The 26151-nt window shown below is 72.7% G+C and carries 25 protein-coding genes; 15 read left to right on the forward strand and 10 right to left on the reverse strand.

Annotation, left to right across the window (positions count from 1 at the left end):
- Window positions 1–116 precede the first annotated feature (116 nt).
- Together ABD901_RS19030 and ABD901_RS19035 are read left to right on the forward strand one after the other, a co-directional pair.
- Window positions 117–2342 (forward strand): glycoside hydrolase domain-containing protein, encoded by a 2226-nt coding sequence (locus ABD901_RS19030; RefSeq protein ID WP_345128586.1) that lies wholly within the window; start codon window positions 117–119, stop codon window positions 2340–2342.
- Window positions 2339–3652, forward strand: coding sequence for a glycosyltransferase (locus ABD901_RS19035; protein WP_345128349.1), 1314 nt, complete (start codon window positions 2339–2341; stop codon window positions 3650–3652). Before ABD901_RS19030 ends, ABD901_RS19035 begins: the two co-directional genes overlap by 4 nt.
- Here ABD901_RS19035 and ABD901_RS19040 read toward each other — a convergent pair.
- The 4 genes from ABD901_RS19040 to ABD901_RS19055 are packed head-to-tail and all read right to left on the reverse strand — an operon-like array spanning window position 3642 to window position 8028.
- Window positions 3642–4784, reverse strand: coding sequence for an oxalate decarboxylase family bicupin (locus ABD901_RS19040; protein WP_345128352.1), 1143 nt, complete (start codon window positions 4782–4784; stop codon window positions 3642–3644). The genes ABD901_RS19035 and ABD901_RS19040 overlap by 11 nt on opposite strands.
- Window positions 4781–5005 (reverse strand): hypothetical protein, encoded by a 225-nt coding sequence (locus ABD901_RS19045; RefSeq protein WP_345128353.1) that lies wholly within the window; start codon window positions 5003–5005, stop codon window positions 4781–4783. Before ABD901_RS19045 ends, ABD901_RS19040 begins: the two co-directional genes overlap by 4 nt.
- 7 nt (window positions 5006–5012) lie before the next feature.
- Window positions 5013–6293, reverse strand: coding sequence for an Nramp family divalent metal transporter (locus tag ABD901_RS19050; protein WP_345128355.1), 1281 nt, complete (start codon window positions 6291–6293; stop codon window positions 5013–5015).
- A gap of 58 nt (window positions 6294–6351) precedes the next feature.
- Window positions 6352–8028, reverse strand: a complete 1677-nt coding sequence (locus ABD901_RS19055) for an alpha-keto acid decarboxylase family protein (protein WP_345128356.1) — start codon at window positions 8026–8028, stop codon at window positions 6352–6354.
- Between the two features lie 112 nt (window positions 8029–8140).
- Between ABD901_RS19055 and ABD901_RS19060 the strand changes: the two genes are divergently transcribed.
- Both ABD901_RS19060 and ABD901_RS19065 read left to right on the forward strand, forming a co-directional pair.
- On the forward strand, window positions 8141–8938 hold the full coding sequence (locus ABD901_RS19060; RefSeq protein WP_345128358.1) for an AIM24 family protein: 798 nt from the start codon (window positions 8141–8143) through the stop codon (window positions 8936–8938).
- 7 nt (window positions 8939–8945) lie between these two features.
- Complete coding sequence (locus ABD901_RS19065) at window positions 8946–9830, forward strand: AIM24 family protein (RefSeq protein WP_345128359.1); 885 nt, start codon at window positions 8946–8948, stop codon at window positions 9828–9830.
- Between the two features lie 8 nt (window positions 9831–9838).
- Here ABD901_RS19065 and ABD901_RS19070 read toward each other — a convergent pair whose 3' ends face one another.
- On the reverse strand, window positions 9839–10165 hold the full coding sequence (locus ABD901_RS19070) for a hypothetical protein (RefSeq protein WP_345128360.1): 327 nt from the start codon (window positions 10163–10165) through the stop codon (window positions 9839–9841).
- Window positions 10162–11502, reverse strand: coding sequence for a DNA polymerase IV (locus ABD901_RS19075; RefSeq protein ID WP_345128362.1), 1341 nt, complete (start codon window positions 11500–11502; stop codon window positions 10162–10164). The genes ABD901_RS19070 and ABD901_RS19075 overlap by 4 nt, the downstream gene beginning before the upstream one ends.
- A 52-nt stretch (window positions 11503–11554) precedes the next feature.
- Here ABD901_RS19075 and ABD901_RS19080 point away from each other — a divergent pair, with 52 nt between their 5' ends.
- A complete protein-coding gene (locus tag ABD901_RS19080) occupies window positions 11555–12505 on the forward strand; it encodes a zinc-binding dehydrogenase (protein WP_345128363.1) in 951 nt (316 codons plus the stop codon).
- A gap of 75 nt (window positions 12506–12580) precedes the next feature.
- On the opposite strand, the gene ABD901_RS19085 is transcribed toward ABD901_RS19080, so the two are convergent.
- Window positions 12581–14755 (reverse strand): winged helix-turn-helix domain-containing protein, encoded by a 2175-nt coding sequence (locus ABD901_RS19085; protein WP_345128365.1) that lies wholly within the window; start codon window positions 14753–14755, stop codon window positions 12581–12583.
- A 429-nt stretch (window positions 14756–15184) separates the two neighbouring features.
- Here ABD901_RS19085 and ABD901_RS19090 point away from each other — a divergent pair, with 429 nt between their 5' ends.
- From ABD901_RS19090 to ABD901_RS19115, 6 genes are all read left to right on the forward strand, one after another.
- Window positions 15185–16681, forward strand: coding sequence for a GAF domain-containing protein (locus ABD901_RS19090; RefSeq protein WP_345128366.1), 1497 nt, complete (start codon window positions 15185–15187; stop codon window positions 16679–16681).
- A gap of 218 nt (window positions 16682–16899) precedes the next feature.
- On the forward strand, window positions 16900–18123 hold the full coding sequence (locus ABD901_RS19095; protein WP_345128367.1) for an ABC transporter substrate-binding protein: 1224 nt from the start codon (window positions 16900–16902) through the stop codon (window positions 18121–18123).
- 27 nt (window positions 18124–18150) lie between these two features.
- Entirely contained in the window at window positions 18151–19026 is an 876-nt protein-coding gene (locus ABD901_RS19100; RefSeq protein WP_345128368.1) for a branched-chain amino acid ABC transporter permease, read from the forward strand.
- Window positions 19023–19976 carry a branched-chain amino acid ABC transporter permease gene (locus tag ABD901_RS19105; RefSeq protein ID WP_345128370.1) on the forward strand — a complete coding sequence of 318 codons (954 nt, stop codon included), beginning with the start codon at window positions 19023–19025 and terminating at the stop codon, window positions 19974–19976. The genes ABD901_RS19100 and ABD901_RS19105 overlap by 4 nt, the downstream gene beginning before the upstream one ends.
- Entirely contained in the window at window positions 19969–20775 is an 807-nt protein-coding gene (locus ABD901_RS19110) for an ABC transporter ATP-binding protein (protein WP_345128371.1), read from the forward strand. Before ABD901_RS19105 ends, ABD901_RS19110 begins: the two co-directional genes overlap by 8 nt.
- On the forward strand, window positions 20762–21481 hold the full coding sequence (locus ABD901_RS19115; protein WP_345128373.1) for an ABC transporter ATP-binding protein: 720 nt from the start codon (window positions 20762–20764) through the stop codon (window positions 21479–21481). Before ABD901_RS19110 ends, ABD901_RS19115 begins: the two co-directional genes overlap by 14 nt.
- Window positions 21482–21662: 181 nt before the next feature.
- Here ABD901_RS19115 and ABD901_RS19120 read toward each other — a convergent pair whose 3' ends face one another.
- Both ABD901_RS19120 and ABD901_RS19125 read right to left on the reverse strand, forming a co-directional pair.
- Window positions 21663–22031 (reverse strand): integrase, encoded by a 369-nt coding sequence (locus ABD901_RS19120; protein ID WP_345128374.1) that lies wholly within the window; start codon window positions 22029–22031, stop codon window positions 21663–21665.
- Window positions 22028–22912: an SDR family oxidoreductase gene (locus ABD901_RS19125; protein ID WP_345128376.1), complete on the reverse strand. Its 885-nt coding sequence runs from the start codon at window positions 22910–22912 to the stop codon at window positions 22028–22030. The genes ABD901_RS19120 and ABD901_RS19125 overlap by 4 nt, the downstream gene beginning before the upstream one ends.
- 93 nt (window positions 22913–23005) lie before the next feature.
- On the opposite strand from ABD901_RS19125, the gene ABD901_RS19130 reads away from it, so the two are divergent.
- Both ABD901_RS19130 and ABD901_RS19135 read left to right on the forward strand, forming a co-directional pair.
- Window positions 23006–23584, forward strand: a complete 579-nt coding sequence (locus ABD901_RS19130; RefSeq protein WP_345128378.1) for a TetR/AcrR family transcriptional regulator — start codon at window positions 23006–23008, stop codon at window positions 23582–23584.
- 6 nt (window positions 23585–23590) lie between these two features.
- A complete protein-coding gene (locus ABD901_RS19135) occupies window positions 23591–23998 on the forward strand; it encodes a barstar family protein (protein WP_345128380.1) in 408 nt (135 codons plus the stop codon).
- 37 nt (window positions 23999–24035) lie between these two features.
- On the opposite strand, the gene ABD901_RS19140 is transcribed toward ABD901_RS19135, so the two are convergent.
- The gene (locus ABD901_RS19140) at window positions 24036–24704 is read right to left on the reverse strand and encodes an HAD family hydrolase (RefSeq protein WP_345128381.1); all 669 of its coding nucleotides are present in this window, start codon (window positions 24702–24704) and stop codon (window positions 24036–24038) included.
- Here ABD901_RS19140 and ABD901_RS19145 point away from each other — a divergent pair.
- Window positions 24618–25220 (forward strand): VOC family protein, encoded by a 603-nt coding sequence (locus ABD901_RS19145; protein ID WP_345128383.1) that lies wholly within the window; start codon window positions 24618–24620, stop codon window positions 25218–25220. The genes ABD901_RS19140 and ABD901_RS19145 overlap by 87 nt on opposite strands.
- Window positions 25221–25315: 95 nt before the next feature.
- Window positions 25316–26113: an alpha/beta hydrolase fold domain-containing protein gene (locus tag ABD901_RS19150; RefSeq protein WP_345128385.1), complete on the forward strand. Its 798-nt coding sequence runs from the start codon at window positions 25316–25318 to the stop codon at window positions 26111–26113.
- Window positions 26114–26151 lie beyond the last annotated feature (38 nt).

Below are 26151 nucleotides of genomic sequence, written 5' to 3' on the forward strand. Positions count from 1 at the left end.
GGCGATACCCGCAGCGTGGCGCCCGACACGCCGGACCTGGATTTCATCTGGCGGAAACCACGAAACCGGCGGGAAACGGGTAGAGTCCCGCCATCTTTGACAACGTTGATCCCTTCATCGGCACCGGCGCCACCGACCTGCCCCGGCCGCGTGGACTGGCCGCGACCTGGTGGTGGCCCAAGCCCCAGGTCGGCAACACGCACCCCGGTGCGGCCTCGCCCTTCGGCATGGTCTCGGCGTGCGCGTACTCGGGGGCTTACCCGACCGGCTACGGGCGGTACAGCAAGAACACCGAGGGCCGGCCGCTGAAGATGTTCGACCGGCTGCAGGCCTCGGGCTTTACCCACTTCCAGCAGTCCGGCACCGGCGCGATCCGCAAGTACTACAACTACATCCGGGTCACGCCGATGGTCCAGCAGCTCGACGCCCTCGGGCAGGCCTGGCCGCTGCGCGACGAGGTCGCCGAGCCCGGCTACTACGCGGCGACCCTGGACACCGGGGTGCGCTGCGAGATCACGGTCGGCGAGAAGGTCGCCGTGCACCGGTACACCTTCCCGGAGCACACCAACGCCCGCGTCGTGATCGACCTGTCCTGCGGCGGCCTCGGCATCGAGCTGGGCCGCACGGTGCCGCTGCGCGCACACGCCGAGAGTCTCGGCAACGGGCACTGCCAGGGCACGGTGGTCATGGAGGGCGTGCCGCTGTCGGTGCACGCCGACCTGGACAGCCCCGGTTGGCGGCAGATGCTGTGGTACGACCGGCGCCTGATCGACGGCGGCACGAGGCTGGACTTCGACAGCATCCGGCACACCACCCTGCGGCCGTTCGGGATGCTGTACATGGGCCCGACCGCCGCCGGGCAGACCGTCGAGATCCGCCTCGGCTTCTCCCTGCGCGGCTGCGAGCAGGCCCGGCGCAACCTGGAGCGGGAGTGCACCCCCGCCGGGCACGACGGGCCGGCGTTCGACCTGGTGCGCGAGGCGACCCGCAAGCGCTGGGTCGACCATCTCGGCCGGGTGCAGGTCGAGGGCGGCTCGCCGGCCCGGCGCACGGTCTTCGCCACCGCGCTGTACCACTCCATGATCAAGCCCTGCTTCGCCGACGACGAGAGCCCGTTCTGGCCCAACTCCGGGCCGTTCGCGTTCGACGTGTGCACGATGTGGGACATCTACAAGACCCAGCTGCCGCTGCTCACCGCGATCGCGCCGCGCCGGGCCCGGGACCTGCTGGAGTCGCTCATCCGGGTCTGCGAGGAGGAGGGCAACTTCCCGATCGGCTACCGGATGGCCCGCGGCGCCGACCGGTTCTTCCGCCAGGCCAGCGCCCTGGCGCACACCGTGATCGCCGACGCGCACGCCCTGGGCCTGCCGGACCTGGACTGGAACTGGGCGCTGGTGCACATGGTCGACGACCTGCGCCGGATGTACGGCGAGGACTTCTTCGAGCACGGCGTGGTCCACCCGATCAGCCACACCCTCGACCTCGCCTATGCGCACTACTGCACCGCGCAGGTCGCCCGGGCGCTCAACGACGTCCACCTCGCCGACGACCTCGAGCGGCGCAGCGCCGGCTGGCGCAACGCGTTCGACCCGCAGACCGGGCTGCTGCGCGACTCGGAGTTCTACGAGGGCGGCAAGTGGAACTACTCGTTCCGGCTGCTGCACGACATGGCCGCACGCATCGCGCTCGGCGGCGGCGACGAGGCGTTCGTGGCCAACCTCGACAAGTTCTTCGGCTTCGACGCGCCGCCGGTGTTCCAGCCGGGCCGGCGCCCGCAGGGCCCGGAGATGCGCGCCGGCTACGCCCTGAACCGCTTCGAGGGCCTCAACAACGAGCCCGACATGGAGGCGCCCTGGGCCTACCACTACGCGGGGCGGCCCGACCGCACCGCCGAGGTGGTCAGCTCGGCGCTGACCTGGATGTTCGGCACCGGCGCGGGAGGGCTGCCGGGCAACGACGACTCGGGCGGGCTGAGCTCCTGGTACATCTGGGCGTCGCTCGGCCTGTTCCCGGTCGCCGGCCAGAACCTGTTCCTGGTCAACGCGCCCGCCTTCGCCCGCGGTGCGGTGAAGATCAACGACCGGGAGTTCGTGGTGGAGACCAGTGGGCACATCGAGACGCCGATCGGCGCCGATGGCCTGGACCACGACCCGCCGCCGCAGTACGTGCAGTCGGTGACGCTCAACGGCCGGGAGCTCGACGCGACCCACATCGGCGGCGGCGACATCCACCGCGGCGGCCACCTGCACGTGAAGCTGGGCCCGCAGCCGTCGAGCTGGGGCCGTAGAATCCGACCTCCGTCCGCCTCCGCACCGCCGGTGACCTCGATGGAGCCGCAATGACGCACCCCAGCCGCCGCCTCGTCATCGTGGTCCGCGCGGACCCGGTGATCTGCGGGCACTCCGGCGAGGCGCGCAACCTCGCCGAGGTGGCGCTGACCCGGGGCTTCGACGACGTGCGGCTGCTGACCTGGCCGATACCGGCGCTGCAGGCGGCCGGGCTGCCGCTCAAGCCGCTGGACCGGCTGCTGCCGTACTCACCGGGCATCACGGTGGAGCGCCCGGAGCCGGTCGGCGACTACCGGGTGCCCGACGGGCGGCACCTTGCCGGGCTGACCGGGCGCCTCGTCGAGCTGCTCATGGAGCCGGTGCCGACGGTGTGCCTGTCGATGTACCTCGTGCCGCACGCCACCGTCGTGGCCGACGCCGTCGCCGCCGTGCGCGCGGCCGGGTTCACGCCCGACGTGCTCACCGTGGCCAAGGCGGTCGGCTCCGACGTCACCAACGTGATCCGCTCCTGCCTGCGGGAGGGCCGCCACGGCGCGGCGGTCGCGCTGTTCACCACGTTCCTGTCCAACGACCGGCTGGTGGCGGTGTCGGAGTACACCCGCGACGAGATCATCGCCTCGGCCGCCGAGGTCGACGCGGCCTGCGGCACCCGCTTCGCCGAGCAGTGCCGGCGGCGGGTGACGATCTCCTACCCGCCGATCGACGTGTCCGCATACCTCGACCTCGACCCGGCGGCCGTTGACGCCGAGCTGACCCGGCGCGGGCTGCGCCGCGACGAGTACGTGCTGTACCTGTCGCGGGTCTCGCGGGCCAAGGGCATCTACGACCTCATCGAGGCCTACGGCCGGATGCGCTGCCGCGAGCGGGTCAAGCTCGTCATCGCCGGCACCGGCCCGGCGCTGGACCAGGCCCGCGCGATGGCGGCCGGCGACGACCGGATCGTGTTCCTCACCGACGTCGACGACGCCGAGAAGCCGCTGCTCATGCACGGCTGCGCGGCCTACGCGCTGCCGACCCGGCCCGAGCCCGACTTCGTCGAGACGTTCGGCATCGCCCTGACGGAGAAGATGCTGGCCGGCGGCGGCCCGGTCATCACCACCCTGACCGGCGGCACCGGCGAGGCGGTCGACTCCGCCGCCGTCATCGTCGAGCCCGGCGACGTGGCCGGCATCGCCGCCGCGGTCGACCGGGCGGTGCTCGAGATGCCCACCGCCGAGCGGCAGGACCTCGAGCGCCGCGCTCGCGCGCACGCGATGGCCTTCGAGCGCACCGCGGTCTTCGACGCGCTGTTCCCGGCCGCGCACGTCGGCGAGCCGCCGCACGGTGGGCGCGGCGGCCCGTCCATCGACGACCTCAGATGGTGATGCGCTCCTTCGTCTTCGGGATGGCCTCCACCACGCCGCGCGGCAGGTTCAGCGTGTCCGCGGCGACCTGCGGCGGCGTGTTGGCCATCCACTGGCTCAGCGAGATGTCCTCGAACTTCGGGTTGCGGAACATCTCCAGGAACACCAGCGGCTCGGTGCCGGTGTTCTCGATGTAGTGGCCGTAGGCGAACGGCACGTAGCCGACGTCGCCGGCCTGGTAGTTGAAGGTGCGGTTGAGCCCGGAGCTGGCGAAGACGCCCATCCGGCCGCTGCCCTTGAGGTAGTACTGCCACTCGTCGTCGGTCGTGTGCCAGTGCAGCTCCCGCAGGCCGCCGGGGTCGATCTCGACCAGGGCGGCGCTGATCGTGTCCGATGCGGCGAAGTTCGTCGAGTCGGCCACCCGCGCCCGGCCGCCCTCGAACTCCTCGGGCTTCTGGGCGTGCAGCTTGTGCTTGAAGGTGCGCGGCACGTCGCCGGTCGGGCTCGTCACGTGGTCGCGGTCCAGCGGCGGGGGGACCTGGCCGGAGAAGATGTACTTCTCCCGCTCCGGCAGCCGGTCGAGCTGCTCGGCGTTCCAGCCGAAGTTCTTCGCGATGACGCTGCGGGGCGTGTGCGCGAAGAAGTCGCTGATCATGAACGTGGAGTTCTCCGAGAACTGGCCGTCGTCGAACACGAGCAGGAACTCGACGCCTTCGTCGAGGGCCTGGATGTGGTGCGGCACGCCCTTGGGGAAGAACCACAGGTCGCCCTGCTCGACGTCCTCGAGGAAGTTGCGGCCCTCCTGGTCGACGGCGCCGATGCGGCAGCTGCCCTGCAGCACATACGCCCACTCCGACTGCTTGTGCCAGTGCAGCTCCCGGTAGGCGCCCGGGTTGAGCTTCATGTCCACGCCGGCGAGCTCGGTGGCGATCGGCAGCTCCCGTTGCGTCACCTCGCGCGTCCAGCCGCCGTCCTCGATGCGCGTGTGCGCCATCGACATCGAGAACTTCAGGTTGGGCAGGGTGCCGCTGTCGGTCGCCGGCGGCGTGAGCACGTCCGGGTTCTGCCGATCCAGCTCGACGTTGCGCGGGCCGGTGTCGGTGCCGCCCTTGTGCCCGCGCACGGGCTCCGGCAGCCGTTCGGGGTTGGTCATGTCCACTCCATCCGGTTGGGGTCCTTTGTGGATGCGGTGCGTACCTGTGCGAGCCGCCGCAGCAGGTGCGCGCCGCCGAAGAGGGCCACGGCGGCCGGTATCGCGGCGGTGGTGAACGCCAGCGCCAGCACCGTGACGGGCGCGGCGCCCAGGGCGAACGCCAGCAGGCAGGCGGCGGCGCAGGCGAGCAGCTTCACGCGGATCCGCGCGACGGAAGGCATCTTGGGCTCACCACATCAGCAGCACGGGCAGGAACAGCCCGACGGCGGCGACGACGAGCCCGGCGCCGGCCGCGACCCGCGTGGTGGCCGCGGCGTTGACCAGGCCGCCCATCACCGCCCGGTCGCGGCAGAAGTACACCAGCAGGAACAGCGCCACCGGCACGCCCAGCGACAGCACCACCTGGCTCACCACCAGCAGCGTGGTCAGCGGCGCGCCGGCCAGCAGCGCGACCAGCGCCGGCAGCATGGTGACCAGCCGCCGCACCCGGGTCGGGATCTGCCGGTTGAGGAAGCCCTGCATGATGAAGTCGCCGGCGAGGGTGCCGATGCCGGAGGAGGAGACGCCGGAGGCGAGCAGCGCGACGGCGAACGCGAGCGCCGCGGCCCCGCCGACCCGCTCGGCGATCTGCCCGTGCGCGTCGATGATGTCGCCGGTCCAGCCGCCGGCGGTGAGTGCGCCGAGGCCGGCGCCGAGGGCGATCATCGACAGGTTCACCACGGCGGCGCCGCCCAGCGCGATGCCGCAGTCCAGCCGCAGCGCGCGGCGCACCAGCCGGGCCGGCAGCCGCCGGGAGCGCTCGCCGGTCTCCGGGCGGGTCAGCGCGGAGTGCAGGTAGATGGCGTGCGGCATGACGGTCGCGCCGACGATGCCCATGGCCAGCAGCGCGCTCTGCGCGCCGTCCAGGCGCGGCACGAGGCCGCCGGCCAGGCCCGCCGCCGACTGGTGCCCGACCGCGACGACGTCGTAGATGATGCCGGCGCCGACGAGGAGCAGCGCCGCGACGGTCAGCAGCTCGAAGCGGCGCCGGCCGCGGCGGCGAAGCTCCAGCAGTACCATCGAGACGACCGCCGTCAGCAGGGCCGCCGCGGCGACGGGCATGCCGAACAGCAGCTTCAACCCGATCGCCGCGCCGACGAACTCGGCCAGGTCGGTGGCCAGCACCACCAGCTCGGCCTGCGCCCACAGCAGCCGGCTCGCCCACCGGGGCAGCCGCTCCCGGCACAGCTCCGGCAGGCTCCGCCCGGTCGCCACACCCAGCTTCGCCGCCTGGAACTGCACCAGCATGGCGACGAGGCTGGCCGCGACGACCACCCAGACCAGCAGGTAGCCGCTGGTGGCGCCGGCGGTGAGGTTGGTGGCGACGTTGCCGGGGTCGACGTAGGCGATGGCTGCAACGGCGGCGGGCCCGAGCATCGGCGTCAGCCGAGCCGCCCGGGCCCTCGACCGCGGTGCCGGGTCGCCGGCGGGCTCGCCCCGCTCGATCGCCACCCGGTTCGTGGACGTCATGTGCTCAACGGTGGGCCGCGAAGCCCGCTACGGCCTCACCTGCGAGCGCGAAACAGCCCTACACCGGCGCGTGGTGGTAGTCGGCCGCGGCGAACGCCTTGCCGATGCGCACGACGGACTCGGGCGCGTCGAGGCGGTCCATGACGGCCTCGACGAAGACGAGCCGGTCGCGGTTGGCCGCGGCGGCGTCGAGCGCGGCGGCGAGCTCGCCCTCGGTGCGCACCTTCACCGAGATCGCCCGGTCGGCCGGGTCGAACGCCTCGACCAGCTTGTCGTAGCGCCACGGCGCGATGCCGTTGTAGGCGGCCTCGGGGCCGAGGATGCACCGCTCCACCGTGTACCCGTCGTTGTTGATCAGCACGATGACCGGGTTGAGCCCGAGCCGCAGCACGGTGGCGAGTTCCTGCGCGGTGAGCTGGAACGAGCCGTCGCCGATGAGCAGCACGTGGCGGCGGTCCGGCGCGGCGAGCATGCTGCCCAGCAGCGCCGGCAGCGTGTAGCCGATCGAGCCCCACAGCGGCTGGCCGATGAACGAGCAGTCGCGCGGCAGCGGTATGGCGGCGCCGCCGAAGTACGACGTGCCCTGCTCGGCGATGACCACGTCGCCGGGCTCCAGGAACGTGCCGAGCAGCGGCCAGAACCGCTCCTGCACCAGGCGTTCGGCCGGGTCGGCCCGGACGCCGTACCCGCTGTCGTGGCCCATCAGCGACTGCGTGACGGCCGCCGTGGGCCGGATCGCGCCGGCGAGGGCCTCGAGCGCGTCGCGCATCGCGACGTGGCTGTGGCAGGTGCCGGCGACGGTGGCCGCCGCCGGGTGCAGCTCGATCACCCGTTGCGGGTCGATGTGCTGGGTGAACCCGCCGGTGGTCGAGTCGGTGAACTCGCAGCCGACCGTGATGAGGCACTCGGCGTCCTCGATCGCGGTGCGCGCGTACGGGTCGCTCAGCGCGCCCGCGTAGCCGCCGACGAACAGCTCGTGCGACTCCGGGAACACGCCCTTGGCGCTGCTGAGGCAGGCCACCGGGGCGCCGAGCGCCTCGGCCAGGCCGATCACCGGCGAGCTGAGCCGGTAGCGGTCCACCTCGTGGCCGACCAGCACCGCCACCGAGCCGGACGCGCCCAGCAGGTCGCGGGCCTGGTGCACGAACTTGGCGAGCTTAACCGGGTCGCTGGTCGGCTCGGGCAGTTCGAGGGGCTGCGCCGGCGCATCGATCGGCTGGCCGGCGACGTCGGCGGGCAGCATGATGTACACCGGCCGCTTGAGCAGCCAGCACAGGCTCAGCGCGCGGTCGATCTCGGGCGCCGCGTTGTCCCGGGACAGCAGCGCCTGCGCGACCGTGTACTCCGATGCGCACTTCGCGGCGTGGCTGAAGTCCCCGTCGCCCGTGCTGTGGTGCACGGTCTGCCGGTCGCGGACCACGAACGTGGCCGGGGTGCCGACGATCGACACCAGCGGCACCGACTCGGCGTACGCGCCGCCGATGCCGTTGAGGGCGCTGAGCTCGCCGACGCTGAACGTGGTCACCAGGGCGCCGATGCCGTTGAGGCGCGCGTAGCCGTCCGCGGCGTACGCGGCGTTGAGCTCGTTGCAGTTGCCGACCCACTCGATGCCGTCCGTGGCCTCGATCTGGTCGAGGAACTCCAGCTGGTAGTCGCCGGGCACGCCGAAGACGTGCCGGACCCCGATCTCCCGCAGGCGCTGCAGGAGGTAGTCACCGACGGTGCACTCGGCCATCTCGCTGTTCCTTCCGGTGGCTGACACACGACCGGGTGGCGCTACCCGGTCGCGCTGTCCGGTCGGCTACAGCGCGGGTGACCTTTGAGGTTGATCTGTTACGTTCCGCCGCGTGGAGCGGATCGAGTGTCAGTGGTGCCGGGTGCAGAACGCGCCCGGCGCGACCTCCTGCATGACGTGCGGAGCGCCGCTGGACGTCAGGAACCTGGTCAGCGACTCCGGCTGGCGGGAGGCACCGCGGCTTCGGGACATGACCGAGTTCCGGTTCTCCAACTCCGTCGCGCAGGTCGAGGGCGAGCTGGTGCCGGTCATCGACATGGCCCTGGCGCCCGGCGACGCCGTCTACTTCGAGCACCACGTGCTGCTGTGGAAGGACGAGGCGACGCCGGTCACCGCGATGCCGACGCAGGGCGGGATGCGGCGGGTCTTCGGCGGGATGCCGTTCGTGCTGACCCTTGCGCACGGCCCGGGCCGGGTGGCGTTCTCCCGCGACTCGCCGGGCGAGCTCGTCGTGCTGCCGCTGCACCCGGGCATGGAGCTCGACGTGCGCGGGCACGCGTTCCTGCTGGCGACGCACACGATCGGCTACGACTTCATCCGCATCCAGGGTCTGGCCAACGTGCTGCACGGCGGCAACGGGATGTACCTCGACCGGTTCGTGACGCAGTCCGCGCCGGGCCTGCTCGTGCTGCACGGCTACGGCAACGTCTTCGAGCGCTACCTGCGCCCGGGCGAGAAGATCATGGTCGAGCCGGGCGGGTTCCTCTACAAGGACGCGTCGGTGAACATGCAGGCCGTGCAGATGCCGGTCAAGACCGGGCTGATGCGCCGGGGCATGTACCTGGCCGAGATGACCGGGCCCGGGCGGGTCGGCATCCAGTCGATGTACGTCCACCACCACTCGGAATGAGGCTGCGATGAGCGAGGGTCTTGTCGTCTGCCGCTACTGCCGCATGCCGCACCCGCCGGACGGCCCGTCCTGCCCCAGCTGCGGCGCCGCGCTGGACGTGCGGCAGGTCGTCACCCGGTCCGGCTGGATCGAGCAGCCGCCGATCCAGGACATGGCGCGCATCCAGTTCGGCCAGTCGCGGGTGCAGATCGAGGGCAAGTACGTCCCCGTCGCCGACTTCAGCCTCGCCGGGCAGGAGTGGATCTACTTCGCCCACCACGCGCTGCTGTGGACGGACCCGTCGGTGCGGCTGAGCAACACGTCGCTGTCCGGCGGCTGGAACCGGATGCTCGCCGGCCTGCCGCTGATCATGCTGGAGGCGCGCGGCCCCGGCCACGTCGCGCTGTCCGGCGACCGGGCCGGCGAGCTGATCGCGCTGCCGCTGATGCCGGGCCGGCACGTGTGGACCCGCGAGCACCGCTTCCTGACCGCCACCGGCAACGTCACCTACACGTGGGAGCAGAGCGGGATCTGGTACACCACGGGCTCCGGCGACGACCGCGAGACGCACTACCCGCTGGGCCAGTTCGGCGACCTGTTCACCGCGCAGCAGGGCCCCGGGCTGCTGTTGCTGCACTCGCCGGGCAACACGTTCCTGCGCGACCTGGCGCCGGGGGAGACCATCCTCGTGCAGCCCGGTGCGCTGCTCTACCGCGACGTGTCGGTCCAGATGCACCTGCACATCGAGTACCCGCGCGGCGGCCAGCGCTTCTCGTGGAGCGGCTCGTTCAGCCAGCGCAACGTCTGGCTGCGCCTCATCGGACCGGGCCGGGTCGCGGTCTCCTCGGTGTTCCACCACACCAGCTCGCAGGCCATCACCCGCCACTCCGGCGCCACCGAGCGGCGCTGGTAGGCGCCGCCTCAGCGCACCGCGACGACGAGCGCCACCCCTGCGAACCACACGGCCCAGCCCGCGATCAGGCCGATGCCGACGCCGAGGTCGGCACGGGCGACCTGCCACACCCCGGTGGCCATGCTCACCAGGCACGAAACCCCGACCAGCGCGAACATGACGGCGAGCTCGCCCAGCTCGATCACCGTGATGTCCAGGTCGTCCATCGTGAGGTAGACCAGCGCCCACCAGGCGAAGGCCGGCACGTAGCTGAGCAGCGCGATCGCCGCACCGCCCACGAGCCGCCAGGGCCGCACGCCCCGCGGTCGTTCGGGGGCGAACAGGTCGACGCTCATCCGGTCCCCCAGTCGGGTGGGTCGGCCGGGTGGAGGCACGGGTCGTCGGCGGCGAAGGTGCGCACCGGGCCCGGTCCGGTGTCGGGGCCTTCGAAGCGTATCGTCACCCGGCCGAGGCCGCTGCCCCAGACCCAGCCGGCGCCGTGCTCGTCGTGGCGCACGTCCGCGCCGGTGCGCCAGCCCGGGCGTTCCTCGACCGGCTCGGGCTCGGGTGTGTCCGGTTCCTCGGGCGCCTCCGCGGCCGGCGCCACCGCGGGTTCGAGCAGGGACAGCAGGTCGTCCTGCGCGAACTCGCTCAGGCCGGAGACGCCGACGCCGAGCAGGCGCAGGCCGCCGGTGACGTCGACCTCGGCCAGCAGCCGGCGGGCGGCCTGGGTGATGACCCGCGCGTCGTCCGTGGGCTGTGTGCGGGTCGTGGAGCGGGTGATGGTGGTGAAGTCGGGGTACCGCAGCTTCACGGTGACGGTCCGCCCGGACAGCCCGGCGGCGCGCAGCCGCCCGCCGACCTGGGTGGCCAGCAGGTCCAGCTCGGCGCCGAGGCGGGCCCGGTCGGCGATGTCGGCGGCGAAGGTCTCCTCCGCCGACACGGACTTGGTCTCCCGCTCGCCCACGACGGGCCGGTCGTCGTCGGCGCGGGCCAGGCGGTACAGCGCCGCGCCGTGCGCCTGCCCGAAGCGCTCCAGCAGGTCGGCAAGGGCGACGCCGGCGAGGTCGCCGATGGTGTGCACCCCGGCGCGGCGCAGCCGTTCCGCGGTCGCCGGCCCGACGCCGGACAGCCGCGTCACCGGCAGCGGGCCGAGCATCTCGCGCTCGGCGCCCGGCGCCACCACCGTGAGCCCGTCGGGCTTGTGCAGGTCGGAGCCGATCTTCGCGATGAGCTTCGACGTGCCGGCGCCGACCGAGCCGGTCACGCCACCGGTCGCGGCGGCGATGCGGGCCTTGAGCGCGGTCGCGATCGCGGTGACGGCGTCGACGCCGAGGTCGGCGTGCCCGGCCGCGGCGAGGTCCACGTAGGCCTCGTCGATCGACACCGCCTCCACGAGCGGCGAGACGTCGGCGAGGAGGTCCATGACGACCCGGCTCGTGCGCTTGTACGCCGCGAAGCGCGGCGCCAGGAACGCGGTGCCGGGCGGGCAGCGGCGGCGGGCCTCGGCGACCGGCATCGCGGAGCGCGCGCCGAACGCCCGGGCCTCGTAGGAGGCGGTGGCCACCACCCCGCGCCCGCCGATGCCGCCGACGACGACCGGCCGGCCGCGCAGCGACGGCTTGTCGCGCTGCTCGACGCTGGCGAACATCGCGTCGAGGTCCACGTGCAGGATGCTCGCGGTGTCCCGCACGCCACACCTCCCTTGACCCTCTCATAGATGGTAAGGATCTAGCTTCCACGGCATGCGAGCCCTGCGACAGCATTCGTGGAACGGCCCCGAGGACCTTCGCCTGGTCGACGTCGACCCGCCGACCCCCGGCCCGGATGAGATCCTCGTCCGGGTCGCCGCGGCGGGCGTCAACTTCGCCGACGTCATGCAGACCTACGGCACCTACGGCGGCGGGCCGTGCCCGCCGTACCTGGCCGGCTTCGAGGCCGCCGGCGAGGTCGTCGACGGCCCCGCGGCGGGCACAACCGTGGTCGGCACCGGGTGCGGCGCGTTCGCGGAGTACATGACGATGCAGGCGGACGCGGCCGCGCCGGTGCCCGCCGGCTGGACCGGCGAGCAGGCCCTCGGCCTGGTGCTCAACTGGGCGACCGCGCTCGCGGCGCTGCGCACCCTGGGCCGGCTCGCGCCCGCCGAGACCGTGCTGGTCCACGCCGCCGCCGGCGGGGTCGGCCAGGCCGCCGTGCGCCTCGCCCGCCACTACGGCGCGACCGTGCTCGGGATCGCCTCGCCCGCCAAGCACGCGGCCGTCCGCGCGGCCGGCGCCGACGACGTCCTCGACCCGTCCGCCGACCTCGCCGCCGAGGTGCGGCGGCGCACCGCAGGGCGCGGCGCCGACCTGGTCCTCGAGTCCGTCGGCGGGCCGGCGTTCGCGGCGAGCCTGGCCGCGGCGCGGCGCATCACCGGGCGGGTCGTGGTGCTCGGGGAGGCCGCCGGCGAGGCGGCGGTGACGAACCGGCGCCTCGTCTTCGACGACCAGGTCCAGGTGATGGGGCTGCACATCGGGGTGCTGGCCCGGGCCGAGCCGGAGCTGTACGCCGGGCTGCTGGACGAGCTGCGCGCGCTCGTCGACGCCGGGGTCTACCCGCCCGGGCGCCCGACGGTCTACGACCTCGCCGACGGCCCGCGCGCGCTGGCCGACCTGCGGGACCGGCTCACCGTCGGCAAGCTGGCCCTGCGCCCGTAGCGTTCACGCGAGGCCTCACGCCAGGCCTCACGCGAGACCTCACGCCAGGCCTCACGCCAGGCCTCACGCGAGGCCTCATACGAGGCCGAGCTCGCGGGCGCGGCGGATCGCGTCGCGGCGGCGGTGGACGCCGAGCTTGCGATAGATCGCGGCCACGTGCGTCTTGACGGTGTTCGGTGACAGGTGCATCGCGGCGGCGATCTCGGTCAGGGTGAGGAACCCGACGAGCATGTGCAGCACACCGGCCTCGGCCTCGGTCAGCTCGACGGGCCCCTCGACCGTCGTCGCCGGCGCGGGCGGGTCGGCCAGTGCGGCGGAGCGCCGCCGCGCCGTCGTCTCGGTGCCTTCGTCCTGCATGCGCAGCACGATGAACGGGTGGCGCAGGTGCTCCTCGGCGGCCATGGCGCTGGCGCGGTGCACGAGCCGGTCGGCCTCCTCGGCGCGGCCGGCGCGGCGGGCGGCGCGGGCCAGCAGCAGCCGCGCCTCGACGGCGTGTGTCAGGCAGCCCTGGCCCTCCAGGAACGGTGCCAGCAGCCGCTCGACGGCGGACGCGGCGCGCCGGTCGGCGGGATCGGACAGCGCCAGGCTCGCCTCGGCGAGCGCGGCGACCACGGGCGGGAACTCGCCGCAGTCGGCCTCGAGGTGCCGGGTGGCGTCGTGCACGAGGCCGCGGGCCAGCAGCAGCTCGATGCGGGTGGCCCGGGGTGCCCAGACGGGTACCACCAGGCGCTCCGTCTCGTCCGCGATGATCTGCTCCACCGAGGCCAGCGCGACGCTGGACCGGCCCGCCTGCTGGATGGCCCGCAGCCGCTGGTAGGCCTCGCCGGCCTGCAGCTGCGGGTCCGGCGGCCAGTTCTGGATGAGCAGCTCGTCGAGGTGGTCGTGCGCCAGGTCCGGCTCGCCGCGGTCCACGGCGACGGCGGCGAGGGTGAGCAACGCCCAGCCCTCCTCGGGCGAGTCAGCCACGCCCCGGCCGTGCAGGGCGGCGCGCAGGCCGGCGGCGGCGCGGGCCGCCGCGCGCAGCCGTCCCTGCAGGTAGTCGGCGACGGCTTCCATTCGCGCCGCGGCCATGGCCACCGGGCCGCCGGGGCGCGTGTCGGGCACGGTGTCGAGGTGGCGGCGGGCCCGGACCGGGTCGCCGGCCCGCAGCGCCGGCCAGGCGCGGTCCAGGCCGGTGCCCTCGAGCACCGCGTCGGGTTCCCGGCGGCGGCGGCGCCGGCCGACGGGCATCGGATCGGACAGGCCCGGCCCGAGCGCCGCGGCGGCGTGGCGGCGGCCCTCCTCCCACTCGCTGTGCTCGGCGTACCACCAGGCGGCGCTGCGGTGCAGGGCGCGCAGCCGCTGCGGGTTGGTGGTGCCGAGCCGGTGGCGCAGGGCCGCGCCCCACAGCCGCGGGTAGCGGTACCACCCGGAGGCGTCGTCCAGGGCGACCAGGAACCGGTCGTGCTCGGCGAGGCCGCTGAGCATCTCGTCGCTGGCCGGGCGCCCGGTCATGGCGGCGAGCAGCTCGGCGTTGACGGACGTGAGGATGCTCGCGGCCAGGATCGCGTCGCGCACCTCCCGCGGGAAGGCGGCGAGGACCTCCTGCTCGAGGTACGCGGCGAGGTCCGCCCCGGTGCGCAGGATCTCGTCGAGCTGCTGCTGGGTGTCGTACGAGCCGTACTGCAGCATCTCGACGGCGATTGCCGCGCCGGCCGCCCACCCGTCGGTGACGGCGTAGAGCCGTCGCGCCGTCGCCGGGCCCATCTCCACGCCTCGCAGCGCACACAGTTGCGCGGTCTCGGCGCTGGTCAGCCGCAGGTCGTGCGCGGCGACGGCCGGCACGGCCCGCTCCGGCCCGTGCCGGCCCGCGAGGACCACGTACAGCTGCGGGCCGGCCGGCAACAGCCGCCGCAGTGCCGCCGGGTCGGCGAATGCGTCGATGCCGTCGACCACCACGATGCCCGGCCGGGCGCCGCGCAGGTCCTCGACCAGGTCCGGCATCTCGTCGAGGCCGACCGTCTCGGTCACGCCCCGCCGGCGGCTCACGCGGGCGCCGGCGCCGAGCGGCTCGACGAGCACGGCCGCGGCCCGGGCCGGCAGCTGCCCCAGCCAGTCCAGCAGCAGTGTGCTCTTGCCCGCCCCGGCCGGCCCGTAGACCGACAGCAGCGGCGCCTCGGCGCGGACGGCGGCGTTGAGTGCGGCGACGAGCCGGGGCCGGTGGAGCACTGCCCGGGTCGTGTCCGCCCGCGGGCCTGTCCCGCCGGTCATGACGGCACGGTTGCGCAGTCGTCTTCCGTTTGAGCGTCTTCCGATTGAGCGCAGTGCGGCATGGTTCGGCGGTCCATCGCCTCGCTCCCATCCTGGCCCAGGCCCGACCCGTCGGAGTCTGCCCAACGCGACGGTGTAGCTACACGGGGTCATGCCGACGATGCAACAACGCGTGGAGATGTGTCTACCGATTGCGATGATTGCTGGAATTCTTGCCGGATCGGCAGCTGGCGCTCACCTGTCCGGTCATCGATGTTCACCGGATCAATGGATGCATACCGGATCGGCACCGGCGGTGGCGGCCCGCCCGGCACCATTGCGGCCGTGTCGTGGCCGCTTTCCCGCCGAACGCAGCCACGTGGCCGATACCAGGGCAAACGACCGGCGGGATACACCAGGGGAGGGGGAGCGGATCGATCTGGAGGATTCGTGATCGACGTGCTGGGTGCCGCCACGGCGGTGCACGACGCCGCCCGGCTGCACGCCGTGGCGGCCACCGGGCTCGGCGCGGCCCCTCATCCGTGGTTCGATCACGTGGTCGGCCAGGCCCGGCGCGTGCTGGGCGTGCCGATCGTCCTGCTCGTGCTCGTGGAGCGGTCCCGGCAGATCGTGCCCGGCTCGGTCGGGCTGCCGGAGCCGTGGCAGCAGCGGAGGGAGATCCCGCTGACGCACTCCATCTGCCAGTACGTCGTCGGTGCCCGCGCGCCGCTGGCCATCGCCGACACCAGCCGCGACCCGGTCCTGCACACCAGCGACGCGATCCGCGACCTCGGCGTCGCCGCGTACGCCGGCGCGCCCGTCTACGGCCGCGGCGGCCACGTGCTCGGCGCTCTGTGCGCCATCGACGCCCGGCCGCGCGCCTGGACCACCGGCGAGCTCGCCGGCCTGCACCGCATCGCCGACCGCTGCGCCCGCAAGCTGCGCGCCCTGAGCGTCGCCGCGCCCGCCACGCCGGCCGGCGCCGACGGCTCGCGCGACCCCGGCACCATGCCGCGCCGGTTCGAGGCGGGCCTGGCGAGCCGGTTCCGCCCGGTCGGCCCGGTTCGCCGGCTCGCGCTGCCCGCGGCGCAGGCGGCCGGGCCCGTGCTGTGGACACCGCGTGAGCTGCCGGCCGACCTGACGCTGGACCGCCGCCCGCCGCTGCGTAACGCCGCGGCGGAGGTCGTGCTGGCCGGCCGCTGGAGCGGCGAGCCGGTGGCCGTGCTCATCCGCACCGTCGAAGACCCGCCGGCGGTGGAGCGCTTCCGGCACCGCATCGCGGTCGCGCGGGCCTTCCGGCGCACGCCGCCGCTGGTCCCCGCCGACGAGTACCGCTGGCACGACGACCGGGTCCTCGTCGTGAGCCGCGCGATCGGCGAGCCGCTACAGCGTGACCGCGACGACGCCCCGCCGCCGGGCGTGTGGGCCGAGGTCATGCGCACCGCCGCGCTGCTGTCCTCGTGGCTCCCGTCCCCGGCCGACGCCCGGGCCTGGTCGGTCGACTACGAGGCCTGGATCGCCCGGCACGAGCGGCGTGGCCGGCTGACGGCGCTGGACGCGCGGCAGCTGCGCGCGGCGCTGCGCCATTGCGGTGACGACCGCACGTTCGCGCACGGCAACCTCACCCCGCAGGACGTCGTGCGCCTGCCCTCGGACCGCCTCGCGCTGACCGACTTCGCCGACGCCGGCGTGTACCTGGCCGGCTTCGACCTCGCATCGCTGGCGCTCGCCACGCCGGACACGCAGGTGCGCTTCGACATGACCGGCCGGGTCCGCGACGCGGACATCGTCGAGCCGTTCGCCGTCAACCTGCTGCTGCGCGTCGCCGACGAGTCCGACCGGCCGCCGGCCGTGATCACGTCCCAGGGACTGGCCCGCCGCCACGCCGCGCTGGTCGGCGCCCGGCGCCACGCACGCACGCTGTTGGGCCATCTCTCGGCCCACTGACCCGGCCGAACCAGCGATGCCGAGCCCTCAGGTGTTACTGGAGGCGCTGCTCAACGTGCCGCGTGGTTGACGGTTCTGTTACGTCCGCGTATCGCCGGCATCCTTGACACCTTCCGCGGGCCTCGCCAAGATGTATAAACCAAGCGCTTGTTAGGTTTTGAATCGAGTGATCAATCCGCCCGAGGCTGACGATTCGTATAATTCCGACAGGGGTACACATGGGCGTTTTAGCGACGAGGTCTCGTCGTATCGTCGGCTGCCTGGCGCTCACGGCGCTCGCGGTGGCCGGGTGCAGCAACAAAGCGGGTGACGACAAGCCCAACAACGGCACCGCCACCGGCGCTCCGATCATCATCGGCATGGACGAGGACAGCACCGGGCCCGGCGCGTCCTACAGCACGATCGCCGGCAAGACGATCCGGCTCGCCGTCCAGGACATCAACAACAAGGGCGGCGTGCTCGGCCGGCCGTTGCAGCTCGTCGTCGAGAACGACGAGTCCGACCCGACCAAGGTGCCGGCCGTGCTGCAGAAGCTTGCCGGCCAGGGCGCGAAGGTGCTGCTCCTGCAGAGCGGCAGCGCCGCCGTCGCTCAGGCCAAGCCCACGCTCACGCAGCTCGGCCTGCCCGCCATCGCCCCCACCGGCGTCACCGCCACGCTCGTGGCGCCGCCGGACAACGAGCTCATCTACATGCTGGCCAACACCACGACGGACTGGGCCCAGGTGTACTGCGGCGCCTTCAAGGCCGCCGGCATCACCAAGCTCGGCGTGCTCACCGACGACACCACGACCATTGCCGGGCTCGACAAAGCCCTGTTCGCCGGCATGAGCTGCGTGCAGTTCGTGGCGACGGAGAAGGGCGCGTCCAACGCCAGTGACCTGTCCGCCCAGGTGGCGAGGCTCAAGAACGCCAAGCCGGATGCCGTACTCGTGACCAGCGTCGGCGGCGCGTTCGAGGTGCTCGCCCAGAACACCCTCGCCAGCCAGATGGCCGGCACCAAGCGGTTCTCGCTCGCCTCCATCGGCAACCAGCCCGCGTCGTGGAAGCTCGCCGCGCCCAACGCGCTCAACGGGCTCATCTTCATGGGCTCGATCAACACGGACAACCCGCGCACCCAGGCGCTGGTGAAGCTGTTGCAGGACAAGAACGGCAAGGACTACGACATCACCGCGTACGACGCGCAGGCGTGGGACTCGGTGCAACTGCTCAAGCAGGCCATCGAGAAGGCCGGCGGGGTCGACGACTCGAAGAAGCTCAACGAGGCCATCCAGAGCATCAAGGCCTACCCGGCCACCTTCGGTCAGTCGAACTTCACGCTGAGCTTCGGCGCCGACAAGCACCTGGGAGCTGACGGTGCGTGCGGCCTGTCCCTCGTCGAATTCGGCTCGGACAACAAGCCGAAAGGTCCCTGGGCGACCTACCAGCCCCCGTGTAACAAGTAATAACCCACCAGGCAAGGAGGCGGTGTCGTGGGCCAGTTGCAGCTCTGGTTGTCCGCGCTGGAGATGGGATGCTTCTTCGGCCTGCTCGCGCTGGCCTACTATCTGGTGCTCGTCGGCGCCGGGTTCTTCAACTTCGCGATCGGCACGTACGCCATGGTCGGCGGCCTGTGCACCTCATACCTCGTGCTCTACGAGGACATGAACGTGTGGGCCGCCGCCGCGGTGGCCGTGCTCGCCTCGGCGGCACTGGCCGCGGTGACGGAGCTGGCGGTGGTCCGGCAGGTCCAGCGCCGCTCCGGCCGCGGCGAGCTACCGGCGCTGGTGGCCGTGGCCGCAGTGCTCTTCGCCATCCAGCAGCTCGGCGGGTACCTCTTCGGCTACACCACCCTGCCGGGCCAGAATCTGGTGACGTTCGACCCCGTGTCGATCGGCGACACGGTGGCGCAGCCCAGCACGGTGCTGCTCCTGGGCTTCACCGTGGTGGCGTTCGCGGCGGCGGCGGTCTGGATCCGGTACACCCGCACCGGCCGCCTGCTGCGCGCCGTCGGCGACAGCACGCACGCCGCGGGCCTGCTCGGCCTGCCGGTCAACCGGGTCCGGCTGATCGCCTTCCTGCTCTCGGGCCTGCTGGCCGGCATCACCGGCCTGCTGTTCGCGCCGAAGGCCGGCGTCAGCTCGCTGTCCGGGCTGAGCTGGGCCCTGTCGGGGTTCCTGGCGATGGTCGTCGGCGGTACCGGTTCGGTGTGGGCGCCGCTGGCCGGCGGCGTCCTGCTGGGCCTGGTCGAGGTCTTCGTGCCGTACTACTTCGGCGGCCAGTCACACGTCTACGGCCTGCTGCTGGTCGCCCTGCTGTTCTTCGCGTTCAAACCGAGCGGCCTCTTCGTTCGAAGGATCCGAGCATGAAACAACGCGTCCCCGGCTCCCTCGGCCTCATCGGCGGCGTCGTCGTCGCGGCCCTGATCCTGCTGTGGGTCGGCGCCGACGGCTACCGCCAGACGCTGGTCACCACGACGGCGACCTACGCACTGGTGGCGCTCGGCATGTACGTGCCGTACCTCATGGCCGGCTCGCTGTCGATGGCCTACGGCGCCTACGCGGGCATCGGCGGGTACGCCGTCGGGCTGCTCTCGACCCGCACCGGCCTCCCGCTGGTGCTGGCGTGGATCGCCGGCCCGGTCGTCGCGGCCGCCGTCGCGGTGCTGCTGGGCCTGGCCACCCGGCGGTTGTCCGGGTTCTTCCTCGCCGCCGTCACCCTGTTGTTCGGCATGGCCTTCACCGCGCTGCTCGTCGACGCCGAGGGCCTCTCCGGCGGCTCCGGCGGCCTCGGCTCGCTGCGCAAGCTCAACTTCCTCGGCTGGGAGCCGTCGCACTACCAGGTCGTCATCGGCTCGGTCGTGGTCGTCTGCGCCATCGCCTTCCTGCTCGACCGGCTGCGGATGTCGCCGTGGGGCGTGGTCGTGCGCACCATGCGCGACGCGCCCCGCGCCGTGGAGGCCGCCGGCGTGCGGGTGCCGGTCATGAACCTCGTGGCACTGGCCATCGGCGCCGCGATCGCGGCCGTCGGCGGCGGGCTGTTCACCTACTCGGCCGGCAGCGTCACGCCCGACACGTTCACGCTCAACCTGGTGTTCCTGGCCATCTTCATGCCCCTCATCGGCGGCTCGGCCACCCCGTGGGGCGCGGTGCTCGGCGCGGTCATCGCCGTCGAGCTGACCCTCAACTTCCCGGTCATCGAGACCAGCGGCACGCTGATCCTTGCCCTCGGGGTGCTCGTCATCCTGCTGCTCGCGCCGCAGGGCGTGATCGGATACGCCGCCCGCCTGGCCCGCCTCGTGGGAGGACGACGTGGCTGAGACTCTTCTGGTCGGCGAGGGCCTGACCAAGCGCTACGGCGGCGTGACCGCCCTGCAGGACGTGTCGTTCACGCTCGCGGCCGGCGAGATCCTCGGCCTCGTCGGGCCGAACGGCGCCGGCAAGACGACCCTGGTCGACCTCATCTCCGGCGCGCAGCCGGCCACCGAGGGAGCGCTGACCCTGCGCGGCCAGCGCCTCGCCGGCCCGGCCGCGCGGCGCGCCAAGGCCGGCCTGGCCCGCACGTTCCAGTACCCGCAGCTGGCGCTGGAGCTCAGCGTCGCCGACAACCTGCTGCTCGGCCGGGCCGCCCGCCGGCACGGCACCGTGTGGCAGATGATCGCCGGCGCCTTCGCCGGCGCATTGCGGCCGCACTCGAGCGCCGACGCCGAGGCGGTGCAGGCCCTCGCCGACGAGCTCGGCATCGACGGCCTCGACCGCCCGGCCGGCGACCTGTCCCTGGGCGAGCAGCGCCTCGTCGAGGTCGGCCGCGCGCTCGGCCAGGACCCGCTGGTGCTGCTGCTCGACGAGCCGTTCGCCGGCTCCGACGCGGGCGGCGTGCACGGGATCGTCGAGGTGGTCCGCACGGTACAGCGCCGGGGCCACGCCGTCATCCTGGTCGACCACAACGTCGACCTCGTCGCCGGGCTCGTCGACCGGATCATGCTCCTGGACCGCGGCCGCGCCGTGTTCGACGGCGAGCCGCGGGCGTGCCTGGACAGCCCGCAGATGCAGCAGGTGTACTTCGGGGTCGCCGACCCCGCCGAGGCGGAGGAGGACGTGCCGCATGTCGTCTCATGAGCTGCGGCTGGAGGGCCTGACCGTCCGCTACGGCCACGCGGGCGCCGTCACCGGCCTCGACCTGACCGCACCCGGCGGCGTCGTCACCGCGCTCGTCGGCCCCAACGGCGCCGGCAAGAGCAGCGCCCTGCTGGCCGCCTACGGCTCCGTCACCTCGACCGGCCGCGTGTTCCTCGACGGCGAGGACGTCAGCCGCCTCAAGCCGGCCGCGCGGGCCAGGGCGGGCATCGCCGTGGTACCGCAGGGCCGCCAGCTCTTCCCCAAGCTCAACGTCGCCGACAACCTGCAGGTCATGGCGGAGCTGCTGCGCCTGCCGAAGTCCGCCGTGGACACCGCGATCGACCGCTTCCCGATCCTGCGCACCCGCCTGCGCAGCCTCGTCGGCGTGCTCTCCGGCGGCGAGCAGCAGATGCTCGTCGTCTCGCGCGCGCTCATGGGCTCGCCGCGGGTGCTCCTGCTCGACGAGATGATGACCGGCCTGGCCCCGCTCGTCGTGCAGGAGCTGCTGCGCACCGTGACCCAGCTGGCCCGCGACGGCGTCGCGGTCCTCATGGCCGAGCCCGCACTCGGCGCGGTGCGCAGCGGCGTGGACCGCGGCTACGTCCTGGTCCGCGGCGAGGTCGTGGCCACGTGCGAGGACGGCGGCAAGGCCCTGGACGCGGCGTACCAGTCGAAGATGGGCGTCCTGAAGACGGCTGTTTCATAGCTCGCTGTTTCATTGCTCGCTGCGCTCGCCCGGGGGAGCTTCGCTCCACCCGAACCCCCTCAAAATCACAACGGCGCTCCCGACGACGAGGAGCCGCCCCGGCTTCGGCGGGCGCTCGGCTGGCTGTGGCGCGAAGGTGGCGTTGCGCGATCGTGTCGTGTCCTTGAGCGGTCGGCGCTCCCTAGGTCCGGCGCTGCTCGCTGATCCAGAGCAGGTCGGTGATCGCGAAGCCGGGCAGTGTCACGCCGGCCCCCGACGTGACCTGGAACGTGCCGCCGCGGGCCGCCGGCACCCAGCCGGTTTGCAGGCCGTGCTCGATGAGTGCGCGGACGTCCGCAGCGGCCGGATACGGATACGGTTCCCCGGCCGGGTCCGGCTGCGGCCGCTCGACCACGTCCGCCTGCAGGGCCCGGCCGGTCTTGCCGCCGCACCAGACCCGGATGCGGATGCAGCGATGCCGGTAGCCGTCCGGACCGGGCGCCGCCCGCACGTCGGCCTTCCAGGTGTACTCCCGGTCGTCGACGTGGAGCGTCCGCAGCCTCGACTTCACCGTTCCATGATGTTCTCCAGGTCCTCGAGCAGGCTCGGGTGGGTCGGCTTCCAGCCGAGCCCCTCCTGCGTGCGGGCGCTGGACGAGGGCTGGTCGGTCGCGAAGATCGGGCCGAGCGGCCCGTAGGTCTCCTGCGGCACCGCCTCGACGGGCAGCCCGAGCCGCCGCCCGATGACCGCCGCGATGTCGCGCACCGCGTCGCCTTCGTCGGCCACGGCGTGCCAGACGCTCCCGGCCGGCGCGCCCTGCAGGGCCAGCCGGAACAGCACCGCCGCGTCGAGCGCGTGCACGGCCGGCCAGCGCTGGGTGCCGTCGCCCGGGTAGCCGGACACCCCGGTCCGGCGCGCGATCCCGGTCAGCAACCCGGCGAACCCGCCCTTGCCTTCGTTGTGGACCGTGCGCGGCAGCCGCACCGCCGTGCTCCGGACCCCACGCGCGGCCAGCCCGAGGACGCCCATGACCGTGCGGCCGCGCCCGCCGACCGGCCCGTCGGTCGGCACCGGGTCCGCCTCAGTGGAGACCCGCCCCGGGACCCAGGGCGTCCCGGAGACCGTGACGAGGGGCCGGTCGCTGCCGACGAGCGCTTCGCCCAGGGTCGCGACCGCGGCACTCTCCTCGGCGACCGCCCGCGCGAGGGCATCGGCGCTGCTGAAGTCGTTGGCGAAGGCCAGGTGGATCACCCCGTCGGCCCGGGCGGCCCCCTCTTTGAGGACGTCCAGATCGCCGAGCCCTCCCCGAAGCGCTTCGGCGCCGGCCGCTTCGAGCGCCAGCACCGACGCTTCGGAGCGCGCCAGCCCAAGGACGGTGTGCCCGTTGCCGAGCAGCTCGGCGACGACGGCGGACCCGATCAGCCCGGTTCCACCGGTGACGAAGACGTGCATGCTTCTCTCGCTTTACTTCCAGGGTGATGGGACTCTTGTCCCGTCACCCTACCAGGGTGATGAGACAAAAGTCCCGTCACCTATGATCGCTGTATGGCTCGATGGGAACCGGGGGCGCGCGAACGACTCGTCGTTGCCGCCGTCGACCTGTTCACCGAGCAGGGCTACGACGCCACGACGGTCGCCCAGATCGCCGAGCGCGCCGGCGTCACGAAAAGCACCTTCTTCCGCCACTTCCACGACAAGCGCGAGCTCCTGGTCGCCGGCCAGGACGCGTTGAGCCGCCTGCTGTCCGAGGGCATCGCCGATGCACCCCCGGAAGCCACCCCACTCGAGGCCGTCGCCGCCGGCCTGGAGCGCGCCTCGTCCGCGATGGGCCCCATGAACCGCCAGCTCGGCCCACGCCTGAAGGCGGCCGTGGCCGCGAGCACCGAACTCCAGGAGCGCGACGCCCTGAAGAGCGTCAGCCTCGCGGCCGCCATGGCAACCGCCCTGGTGTCCCGAGGCGTCCCCGCCCCGACGGCGGACCTGGCGGCCGAGATCGGCCTACTCGCCTTCAAGCGCGGCTACGCCGAGTGGTCCGAGACCGATGCGACCGCCGAGCTCGATCTCGCGCATTACGCGCTGGCGGCCCTGAACCGGCTACGCGCGGCAAGCGCGTCACTGGGCTGACGCATCATGCCGCCCCGCCCCGTGCTGGTGATCGACGGCGCCGCATTCTCCGACTTCGAGGGCTTCACCCGCGAGTTCTCGAAGCTCCTCACCGACTACACCTGGCACGGAAACCTGGACGCCTTCAACGACATTCTCCGAGGAGGCTTCGGCACGCCCGAGGGCGGCTGGACGCTGCGGTGGATCAACTCCGACCTGTCCCGCGACGCGCTCGGCTACACCGCGACGCTGGTGCGGCTCGAGAAGATGCTGCTGACCTCCCATCCGTCCAACCACCCGCACGTCCAGGCCCGGATCAGCAGCGCGCGGCAGAAAACAGGCCCGACACTCTTCGACGAGATCGTCGCCATCATCCACGACCACGGTGCGGGCGGCCGGGAGCCCGAGGACGGCATCGTCCTCGAGCTGGCCTGAGCCCGAGCGAGCACGACACCGCGCCGCAGCCCGAATGTCACGACGGCGAGTGCCGACGCCGTGCCTCGATGACGGGGAGGAGATCGTCCAACGAGGTGATGACGTCGCTTGCGGGGCTGCGCTGCGCGTCGCGGTCGAGGGTGACGCCCTGATATCCGAGGTCCTTGGCGGCGGCGACGAGTTGCGGGTCGTCGTCGATGAACAGGCATTCGCGCGGTTCGAGCCCGAGTGGGCGGCTGCCTTCGGCGTACATCCGCGGGTCCGGTTTGCGGCATCCGAGGATCTCGGAGATCGCGAACCCTCGGAAGTAGTGCCGGATGTCCAGCCCGGCGAACGTGGCCTCCAGGCCGGCCCAGTTGTCGGAGACGACTGACATGCGGACGCCCCACTGCTGCAGCCGGTCGAGGACGCGGCGAACGTCGGGGTACGGCTCGATGACCGGCTCGGCGGCCGGCGCCTCCAGTTGCCGCAGCAGCCTCTGCGACGGGTGGTCGATGCCGAGCACGCGGAGCATCGTCCGGTGGTACTCGGTGCGATTGGCCGTGACCGTCGATGCGTCCAGGAAGCGCTGCCCCGCCTCGATGGCCTCGGGGAACAGGTCTTGTGGCACGTGAGGGTGATGGGTGACGACGATGCCCTCGAAGTCGTACCGGGGATTCCACCGCCCACCGATCGGCCGCGTCAACACGCCTCCGGCGTCGAACATGACTCCCCGGATACCGTGTCCATCCGTCACCGAAAGCAGGCTACTCGTTTCGCCTGCGGTCTGGACCACCGAATGACGACCGGTTCCGCCGACACTAACTTACTGAGCATGCGCATGTTGCACCTCGGGCTTCGGGTGAGCGACCTGGAACGCTCGCTCGCCTTCTACACCGCGATCGGGTATGCCACTGTCGGCACTGTCCCCGATACGGCGTTCGGCAGTCTGACCATGCTGCAGCTGCCCGGCGATCCGTTCGTCAGTCTCGAGCTCGTGCACGATCCCGCGCGGCCGGTCCAGGACATCGGTGCCGTCAACCATCTCGTCGTGCAGGTCGACGACCTCGCCGGCACGATTGACGAGCTTGCAAGCAGGGGGATCGTCGCTGAGCCGCCGGCGGAGCTGGGGGCGGGGATGCGGACGTCGTGGCTCACCGATCCCGACGGCTACCGGATCGAGTTGGTGCAGTGGCCGCCCGGGCATCCGGCCGGCATGACCGCGGCCGACTTCGTCCAGTGAGCATGCGCGACCTCAACGCCACGTCGGCGCCGGACCTGCGGCGGTAGGCGGCGGAGCGGCACCCGCGGGGCGGGCGGCAACGGCATGATGTGACGGTGGCCGACTTTCATCCCGTTCCGGAACCGCGCTCGACGCTCACTCACGCCAACTGTGTGGTCTCGACCCCGCTCGGGTACCGGCCGCTGCACCTCGACCTGCACGTGCCGCCCGGCGACGGCCCGTTCCCGGTCCTGCTGTGGGTGCACGGCGGGGGCTGGATGACCGGCAGTCGCGTGTGGACGGTGGACCAGCGGTTCCACGAGCGCATGGTCGCCCGGGGGTACGCTGTCGCCGACGTCGACTACCGGCTGGCGCTGGAGGCCACGTACCCCGCGCAGCAGGCCGACGTCGACGCGGCCGTGCGCTGGTTGCGTCACCACGCCGAGGCGTTGCGGATCGACCCGGGGCGCTTCGCGGTGCTGGGGGAGTCGGCCGGCGGCCAGATCGCGGCGGTCGCCGCGCTCACCGGCACCGGCGACACCGCGATTCAGGCCGTCGTCCTGTGGTACGGCCCGGCGGACCTGTCCACGCTGGAGAACCAGGACGACCCGTTCATGTTCCCGGCGATCCTGCTCGGCGGGCCGCTGGCCGAGCGCACGGCCTTCGCGCGGCTCGCCAGTCCCATGCACAACATCCACCCGGACGCGCCGCCGTTCCTGCTCGTGCACGGGACCGAGGACGAGACCGTGCCGTTCGCGGAGGCGGTCGCCTTTGCCGAGGCGCTGCGGGCGCAGGGTGTGCGGTGCGACGTGCTGCCCGTCGAAGGCGCCGGTCACGTCTTCACCGGCGCCTCCGTCGAGGTCGGGACGCTCACCGAGGCGAGCGCGGACTTCCTCGACGACGTCCTCAAATAGCTACGGCAGCCCCGCCGCTCGGCAACAACGCCCCATTG

The sequence above is a fragment of the Dactylosporangium darangshiense genome (assembly GCF_039537565.1).
GTDB classification, from domain to species: Bacteria; Actinomycetota; Actinomycetes; order Mycobacteriales; family Micromonosporaceae; genus Dactylosporangium; species Dactylosporangium darangshiense.

Bases quoted from the DNA above. Each gene is read 5' to 3' on its own strand.
- ABD901_RS19045 (WP_345128353.1), bottom strand. From the start codon at position 5,005: ATGCCTTCCGTCGCGCGGATCCGCGTGAAGCTGCTCGCCTGCGCCGCC.
- ABD901_RS19135 (WP_345128380.1), top strand. From the start codon at position 23,591: ATGCCGCCCCGCCCCGTGCTGGTGATCGACGGCGCCGCATTCTCCGAC.
- ABD901_RS19085 (WP_345128365.1), bottom strand. From the start codon at position 14,755: ATGACCGGCGGGACAGGCCCGCGGGCGGACACGACCCGGGCAGTGCTC.
- ABD901_RS19105 (WP_345128370.1), top strand. From the start codon at position 19,023: ATGAAACAACGCGTCCCCGGCTCCCTCGGCCTCATCGGCGGCGTCGTC.
- ABD901_RS19040 (WP_345128352.1), bottom strand. From the start codon at position 4,784: ATGACCAACCCCGAACGGCTGCCGGAGCCCGTGCGCGGGCACAAGGGC.
- ABD901_RS19140 (WP_345128381.1), bottom strand. From the start codon at position 24,704: ATGTTCGACGCCGGAGGCGTGTTGACGCGGCCGATCGGTGGGCGGTGG.
- ABD901_RS19095 (WP_345128367.1), top strand. From the start codon at position 16,900: ATGGGCGTTTTAGCGACGAGGTCTCGTCGTATCGTCGGCTGCCTGGCG.
- ABD901_RS19070 (WP_345128360.1), bottom strand. From the start codon at position 10,165: ATGAGCGTCGACCTGTTCGCCCCCGAACGACCGCGGGGCGTGCGGCCC.
- ABD901_RS19080 (WP_345128363.1), top strand. From the start codon at position 11,555: ATGCGAGCCCTGCGACAGCATTCGTGGAACGGCCCCGAGGACCTTCGC.
- ABD901_RS19145 (WP_345128383.1), top strand. From the start codon at position 24,618: ATGGGTGACGACGATGCCCTCGAAGTCGTACCGGGGATTCCACCGCCC.
- ABD901_RS19115 (WP_345128373.1), top strand. From the start codon at position 20,762: ATGTCGTCTCATGAGCTGCGGCTGGAGGGCCTGACCGTCCGCTACGGC.
- ABD901_RS19130 (WP_345128378.1), top strand. From the start codon at position 23,006: ATGGCTCGATGGGAACCGGGGGCGCGCGAACGACTCGTCGTTGCCGCC.
- ABD901_RS19125 (WP_345128376.1), bottom strand. From the start codon at position 22,912: ATGCACGTCTTCGTCACCGGTGGAACCGGGCTGATCGGGTCCGCCGTC.
- ABD901_RS19050 (WP_345128355.1), bottom strand. From the start codon at position 6,293: ATGACGTCCACGAACCGGGTGGCGATCGAGCGGGGCGAGCCCGCCGGC.
- ABD901_RS19065 (WP_345128359.1), top strand. From the start codon at position 8,946: ATGAGCGAGGGTCTTGTCGTCTGCCGCTACTGCCGCATGCCGCACCCG.
- ABD901_RS19035 (WP_345128349.1), top strand. From the start codon at position 2,339: ATGACGCACCCCAGCCGCCGCCTCGTCATCGTGGTCCGCGCGGACCCG.
- ABD901_RS19055 (WP_345128356.1), bottom strand. From the start codon at position 8,028: ATGGCCGAGTGCACCGTCGGTGACTACCTCCTGCAGCGCCTGCGGGAG.